5 protein-coding genes and 1 pseudogene are annotated in these 7669 nt (G+C 42.8%); 1 reads left to right on the top strand and 5 read right to left on the bottom strand.

The features are described from left to right. The 4 genes from F6J94_RS26355 to F6J94_RS26340 form a co-directional block, all read right to left on the bottom strand. Positions 1-1711 (bottom strand): mechanosensitive ion channel domain-containing protein (locus tag F6J94_RS26355; RefSeq protein WP_293045617.1); only part of this gene is annotated, 1711 nt, incomplete at its 3' end. 932 nt (positions 1712-2643) lie between these two features. After that, positions 2644-4443 (bottom strand): mechanosensitive ion channel domain-containing protein, encoded by a 1800-nt coding sequence (locus tag F6J94_RS26350; protein WP_293045615.1) that lies wholly within the window; start codon positions 4441-4443, stop codon positions 2644-2646. A 585-nt stretch (positions 4444-5028) separates the two neighbouring features. Beyond that, positions 5029-5748 (bottom strand): glutathione S-transferase family protein, encoded by a 720-nt coding sequence (locus F6J94_RS26345; RefSeq protein WP_293045614.1) that lies wholly within the window; start codon positions 5746-5748, stop codon positions 5029-5031. 39 nt (positions 5749-5787) lie between these two features. Further along, on the bottom strand, positions 5788-6405 hold the full coding sequence (locus tag F6J94_RS26340; protein WP_293045612.1) for an NAD(P)H-dependent oxidoreductase: 618 nt from the start codon (positions 6403-6405) through the stop codon (positions 5788-5790). A gap of 134 nt (positions 6406-6539) precedes the next feature. Between F6J94_RS26340 and F6J94_RS26335 the strand changes: the two genes are divergently transcribed. Continuing rightward, positions 6540-6956: a helix-turn-helix domain-containing protein gene (locus F6J94_RS26335; protein ID WP_293045611.1), complete on the top strand. Its 417-nt coding sequence runs from the start codon at positions 6540-6542 to the stop codon at positions 6954-6956. Between the two features lie 492 nt (positions 6957-7448). Here F6J94_RS26335 and F6J94_RS26330 read toward each other — a convergent pair. Next, positions 7449-7669 (bottom strand): annotated as a pseudogene (locus F6J94_RS26330) (thioredoxin family protein); the annotation flags it as partial.

Raw genomic sequence — 7669 nt, 5'->3', positions numbered from 1 at the left:
TTTCAAATCTTTCTTTTATAATTCGGCTGATGTCACAATAGGCAGTCCAATAATCCTCTCTCTTAGTATAGACCATAAACCAAATGTTAACAGCATATTCAGCCAATTCACCGGTATCAATCCAAGGGCCTGGATCTTTCAATACTAAAGGATGAGAGTTAGCAATATCCTTAAGAACTTGGATCGTTTGAGTAATACTATTGTGGTAGCTGACCCTTACCGTGATAAAGATAGCGCGGACGGGGCTACTGGTTTCATTCTCGATAACGTTACCCCAGACTGAATTGTTGGGCACAATAATAATTTTATTTTGATAAGTCTTGATGGTGGTACAAATTAAGTTAACATCCTGAACATTACCTCTTACTCCAGCTACTTCAATCATATCGCCAACGTCGAAAGGTTTATAAAGCAAAATCATTAACCCATTGGCAAAATTACCGAGGGTACTTTGGAAAGCAAACGCTACCACAAAACCAGCAGCTCCAATCATAGCTATCAGTGGACCAATACTGACCTCTAGGGCAGTAATCCCTACAAGAATACCCACCACAAATAATCCTTGGCGGGTGATAGTAACCAAGAACTGACCCAGCATAACTGAGATATTTGGGAACATTCCCAAAGATTTCTCGAGGAGTGTACTTAAGATCACCGAGAGGATGCTAAAGCCAGCAATAATTCCTATACATTTGCCAATGTTATTCGCCCAGCGCAGACCTCCTTCTTTAGACTGGAGCCAGCCAACAATGGTAATCCAGGTTCCTTGAGTGTCAGTTACGTCTACCTTAATCCCACTGATGGCATTGACGTATTTTTTGTACAACTCGACATCACCACCTTTAGTGTCCAGCTCTTCAAGTACCACCTCAAAGCGTTCGCTCAAACCAGCCCGTTCATCCCGCAGTTTGGTGATGTTGACCAGTACTTGCTTTTTAACTTCGGTCTTGGCCTCTACCGCTTCTTCTATCTTTTCTTGAGCTTTTTCCAGTCCCTGTTCAGTCTTTTTCTGCTGTTGTTCATCCGTAACGACTTTGTTGCTAATTGTCCCAATCTGCTCTTGAACCTTACCAACTTCCTCGTCTGAGGTTTTGGCTTTATTTTTATCCTCTTCCGTACTTTCAACTGCTTTATCAATCGCCCCTTGCAAGGTTTTATCCTGCTGGGTTTTTTCTTCTTCTTTTACCGCTTCTTCTACTGACTCCTGAGCTTTTTCGAGAGCTTCCTGTGCTTCTTGTGCAGCGTCTAAAGCTTCAACAGAACCTGATGGTGATGGCTCAGTCTCTATTTTTTCTTTAGTGTCTGTTACTTCCTCAAGAGCCTTTTTGGCATCTTCTAGGGCATCAACAGCTTCCTTAGATTGTTCAAGCTCTCGATTTTTGCGCTTGACAGCAATTTCCGCATCGCTGAGTTCTTTAACTTTAGTTTTAAGCAAGAACATCCACCCCTCAGCTTCACCCTCCAGCTCATCTTTAGTCAAGGGCTTGAGCATTAGCTCTAGCTCCTCAATCGGAATAGTTGGATCTGCAGTTGTAACTGCTTGCTGATTGGGTGCATTAGTGCTTTGTTGAGCTTGGACAGGTAACCACCATGCCCCAACGATTAAGAGACTGCCAAACAAAATGCTAATTTTCTTTTGTCGGTAACGAATCATTAGTTTTTCGTGTTGATAAGACGTTAATGAAGAGGTAACGTGTATAGTTTGGTTCACTGTTGAGTGTGAACCAGCGATGCAGCGCGGTCTTGGGGGTTTCCCCCATGAGCGACTGCATCAAGACAATGAAGATGCAACCTGTATAGTTTGGTTCACTGTTGAGTGTGAACCGTTGAGTGTGAATAGTTGCTCCCCGATTACCCTCCGAAGATCGGCAGGGCTGTAACTATTGCTCGATCTAGACTGAGGGGGGTAGAGCACCAGAGGAGCGGATCTGAATTTTCCGCAAATATTGGGGATTTTAACAGAATTTATGCCTTTCTAATTCTCTGTATCTAACCAAGAAATGAAGAGCCGGGGGCAGTCAATAGTGGCTGCATCTCACTGTCTTGATCCCAAGCGCGAGTGGGGGAAACCACGGCAGTTGCTCATAGAGGTTCCCCCTATGACCGCGCTGGCTCCCCAAGACCGTGCTACCTCGCTGCATCGCTTTTGGAAAAATACGACCATTGAAGGCTAAAACACTTGTCCAGTTCCTTGAGTTATAGATTTACAACCTTAAGATGCACCTGTGAATAGTGAAAATTTTACACTCAACTATAAATAGTTAACAATGCATAGATAGCCTTTTATTGGCTCAAATCAAGGGATATCCTTATTTTTGACCAACATTTTTCATCCAACTTACATCTTGGACAAAAATTTTGGCCAATCTTCCCTGAGCACCGACTATGATTTTATCATATCTTTATTTACCTGGCTGCTAATTAAAGCATCCTTTAACCAACATTCCGCACTTCACCGTGTAGTACGTAATTATCACGATTTATGTGTAGCCTATAAAACATAGCTAATTATATAATTAAATATTAATATGTAAAAAATCCCCAAGGTACACAGGATTAGCGTATTACTTTGCATACTACAAATTAATCTGCGGAATGTGGGGTTTAACCCTTGGGGAGAGAGCTATGGAGCGCAAGGAGTTGCTATCTGGGCATAACTTCTTCTAGGGGAAGGTCATTGTCTTTAAACCTTTTTGCCATACTGCCCTCTTCCTTAGCCATAGATTCGCTAATGTATAGTTCCTGTCTCGGCAGTGGGATCACAATTCCCTCTTGTTCTAATCTTTCTTTTATAATTCGATTGATGTCAGGATAGACAGTCCAGTAATCCTCTGTCTTAGTATATGCTTTAAACCAAATCTTAACAGCATATTCAGCCAATTCACCGGTCGTAATCCAAGGTTCTGGGTCTTTCAATACTAAAGGATGAGAGTTAGCAATATCTTTAAGAACTTGGCTCGTTTGAGTAATACTATTTTGGTAGCTGACCCTTACTGTGATAAACATAGCGCGGACGGGGCTAGTGGTTTCATTCTCGATAACGTTACCCCAGACTGAATTGTTGGGCACAATAATAATTTTATTTCGAGAAGTCTTGATGGTGGTGCAAATTAAGTTAACATCCTCAACCTCTCCTTTTACCCCAGCTACTTCAATCATATCCCCCACGTCGAAAGGTTTATAGAGTAATATCATTAACCCATTGGCAAAGTTACCGAGGGTACTTTGTAACGCAAATGCTACCACAAAACCAGCAGCTCCAATCATAGCGATCAGTGGGCCAATACTGACCTCTAGGGCAGTAATCCCTACAATAATACCCACCACAAATAATCCTTGGCGGGTTAGACTAACCAAGAACTGACCCAACATCACTGAAATATTCGGGAACATCCACAAAGATTTCTCGAGGAGTGTACTTAAGATCACCGATAGGATGCTAAAACCAGCAACGATTCCTATACATTTGCCAATGTTATTCGCCCAGCGGACACCTCCTTCTTTAGACTGGAGCCAGCCGACGATGGTAATCCAGGTTCCTTCAGTGTCGCTTACGTCTACCTTAATCCCACTGATGGCATCGATGTATTTTTTGTACGACTTGACATCACCGCCTTTAAGTTCCAGCTCTTGAAGTACCACCTCAAAGCGATCGCTCAAAGCAGTGCGTTCATCCCGCAATCTGGTCATGTTGACCAGTACTTGCTTTTTAACTTCGGCCTTCGCCTCGACCGCTTCTTCTATGTTTTCTTTGGCTTTTTCCAGTCCCTGTTCAGTCTTTTTCTGCTCTTGTTCATCCGTAACGACTTTGTTGCTAATTGTCCCGATCTGCTCTTGAACCTTAGCAACTTCCTCTTCTGAGCTTGAGGTTTTGGCTTTATCTTTCTGCTGTTGAGTACCTTCAACTGCTTGATCAATCGCCCCTTGCGAGGTTTTATCCTGCTCGGTCTTTTCTCCTTGTTTGACTGCTTCTTTTACTGACTCCTGAGCTTTTTCGAGAGCTTCCTGTGCTTCTTCCGCCCCCTCTTTAGCTTTTACGCCACCTGATGGGGATGGCTCAGTCCCTTCCTCAAGAGCCTTTTTGGCATCTTCTAGGGCATCAACAGCTTCCTTAGTTTTTTGAAGCTCTCGATTTTTGCGCTTGACAGCAATTTCCGCATCGCTGAGTTCTTTAACTTTAGTTTTAAGCAAGGACATCCACCCCTGAGCTTCACCATCCAGCTCATCCTTAGTGAATGGCTTGAGCAATAGCTCTAGCTCCTCAATCGGAATAGTTGGATCTGCAGTAGTAACCGCTTTCGGAATAGTTGAATCTTCAGTCGTAACCGCTTGCTCATTGGGTGAATTAGTGGTCTGTTGAGCTTGGACAGGTAACCACCATGCCCCAACGATTAAGAGACTGCCAAACAAAATGCTAAATTTCTTTTGTCGGTAAAGAATCATTGGTTTTTCGTGTTGATAAGACGTTAATTAGGTGCCCTTGACCTATTAAGAATTAAATTCGCCAAGGTCAAGCGCACCTGAAGATGTAACCTGTACAGTTTGGTTGACTTTTCAGTGTTAATCAAAGAAGATATAAGGTGTATAGTTTGGTTCACTGTTCAGTGTTAACCGTTAACTGTCAACAGTTGCTCCCGAGCTTACCACCGGAAGATCGGCACAGCTGTAACATTGCTCGATTTAGACTGAGGGGGGCAGATCTCAAGAGGATAGGAGCTGAATTTTCCCCAACTCTTCGGGATTTTGACATAATTTATCCCTTAATAATCCTCTATATCTAACCCTAAAAAGAAGATCCCGGGGCAATCAATAGTTAACGGTTAACAGTTAACTGTAAACAGTCAAAAAGGTATAGATAGCCTTTTATTGGATCAAATCAAGGGATGTGCTTATTTTTGACCAACATTTTTGGCAAACAAACACCTTGGACAAAAATTTTGCTTTGCCCAATCTTCCCTGATCAACGACTAGGATTTTATCACATTTTTATTTCCCCGAGTGTTAATTTTTGTTTCCATCATCCATGGCTTATGGTTTAATATCACTTTGAAAACGTGCGGAATTAGCAGCTTCTGCCGCAGCCACATCCCCTTTACCAAAAAAGGCAGGAAAGGGTTTAGGGAGCTCTAGTGCCCGTTGAGTTGCAGGTCGGGCATCAATACGGTCAAACCAGCCTTGAAGGTTTTTCAGCCCATCCACCGATACTTTCGCCCAGTAATAAGCTCGTGCCCAAGGATAAGTGGCCATATCTACAATAGTGAACTCATTGCCAAGGATGTAAGTTTTCCCCTCAAGCTGCTGATCCAAGACTTCCAGTAGCCTTCGTGATTCTGACCCATAGCGCTTGATGGCAAATTCATCACGATGCCCTTGAGGTTCTGCAATCCGCTGAAAGTACATCGCCTGACCCATCATCGGTCCAATGCCACTCATCTGAAACATCAGCCACTGAAGCGCTTGGGATCGAGCTTTTTCCCCCTCGGGAAGGAACTTTTGATATTTCTCAGCTAGATACCAAAGAATCGCACCCGACTCAAAAACCACAAAATCGTCATTACCACGATCCACGATGGTCGGGATGCGCCCGTTGGGGTTAAGAGACTTGTACCAGTCTGACTTTTGTTCTTTTTTGGAAAAGTCAATATAGGTCATCTCATAGTCCACTTCTGCTTCTTCAAGAAAGATCAGCGGCTTCCATCCGTTCATAGTCGATGCAGTGTAAAGATGAATCTCAGCTTGTTTCGTCATGATTTTTCTTTGGATGAGATATTGACGCTTGAGTTAGTTTTAATGAGCTTTGGAGCACGGAGCAGACAGAGGCTTCGCCACTTCAACACCTAAATCATGGTCGGGGTCAAGAAACACCATCTTTAGGTGACTGATGTACCGTTCTCGGTCAGCGTCAAATTGTGGATTTTTGATGACGTTGTAGCACGCGAAATGGGGCAATTCCTCGAAGCCACAAAACTCATGGCTCTTACGCATGGGCAGCAGCACCTCTTGTAGTGAGAGTCCTTCAAAAAAACTATTGGGATTATTAAAGACGTCGGCGGGCGCATTCCATGTAGTAGACAGCATGAATTTCTTGCCATTCATCAGGCCACCCGATCCGTATGAGCCATTACTGTGCCCGAAAAACTCACCATAGGCGTAGACATCGTCTATGTAACGCTTCAAAGTTGACGGCATCATGAACCAGTACACGGGATACTGAAAAATCACCGTATCAGCTTGCTTGAATTTCGCAATCTCCTCTGGAATGTTGTAGCCGTCTTCCACAACAGTGGTCAGGAGCTTGTATCGATCTTTCAATATCTCCACTGCTATCTCGAAAAGACCTTGATTGTAGCGGCCTTTGGCGAACTCCTTAGTCTCTTTGCCCAAAATCAAAAGCAGGGTTTTCATCAGACTACTTCCTCCCATCAGATAATGTGTACAGTTATTGCTTCATGTATTGCTTCATGGTAAAAATTTAAGTTACGATAGTCAACTAGTATACGTTTAGTAACCAGGTATAAAATATGAGTTCCTTCATGGACATGGAAACAGATAGCGATATCGAAATTGACACAGATAGCGACATCGACATCGAAACTGATAGCGACATCGAGATCAAAACCGATAGCGAACGCATCAAGAAGGCCATTGACCCCTGTCTCAGCCCCTGTCCAATCGAGCGTGGAATGCGGATTTTGGGTGGCAAATGGAAAGGATCGATTCTTTGGCATCTCAAGGATGGCCCGATGCGGTTCAACGATCTGGCGCGTCAGATCGGGGGAGCTAGCAAAAAAATGGTGACCCAGCGACTTAGAGAAATGGAGGATACGGGCCTAGTCAACCGTAACGTAATCAGTACCAAGCCCATTGCTGTGGCCTATGAGATCACAGATTTTGGTCGCACAGCCCTGAGATTTCTGGAGGAGCTAAAGAAATGGGCAGAGGAGTATAATATCTAATCTTTTAACAGTTCTCAGTTCGGTGAGGATTATAATTAAGAATTGAGAATTAAGAATTAATAATTGAGAATTGAGAATTGAGAATTGAGAATTGAGAATTGAGAATTAAGAATTAAGAATTAATAATTGAGAATTGAGAATTGAGAATTGAGAATTGAGAATTCGGCGTTGCTTAATAATGGAATGATTTTAAGAGTTTTGTGGAATGGGCATCTTGGTGGAACTGGCATCTTGCCAGTTTCAATAGATTTTCGGGCGGGCAGTAGCCCACTCTACTTCTATTCATTCCTTGATTCAGCAACACCCTGCATTCTGCATTCTAAATTATTAATTCTACATTCTTCTACATTCTTCTACATTCTTCATTCTACATTCTTCTACATTCTTCATTCTACATTCTTAATTCTACATTCTGCATTCTTCATTCTTAATTCTTCATTCTGCATTCTTCATTCTTAATTCTACATTCTTCATTCTCAATTCAACAACATATCAAACACCAAAATAAGCTGGTTCATTCCCCGGCTTCCACTTAATATTGCAACCAATACTAGGCTTTTGCTCAGAATTCACCGGTTGCGACCCTAGCACCGCATCAATAGCTGCTCGTAAATCCTTACCGGTAACTGGTATCCCATTACTAGGACGACTATCATCCAATTGACCTCGGTAAACTAGCTCTTGGTTAGCATCGAATAGAAAAAAATCTGGGA

Source organism: Moorena sp. SIO1F2, assembly GCF_010672755.1.
GTDB lineage: Bacteria > Cyanobacteriota > Cyanobacteriia > Cyanobacteriales > Coleofasciculaceae > Moorena.
This window is presented reverse-complemented; position numbering and strand designations above follow the sequence as displayed.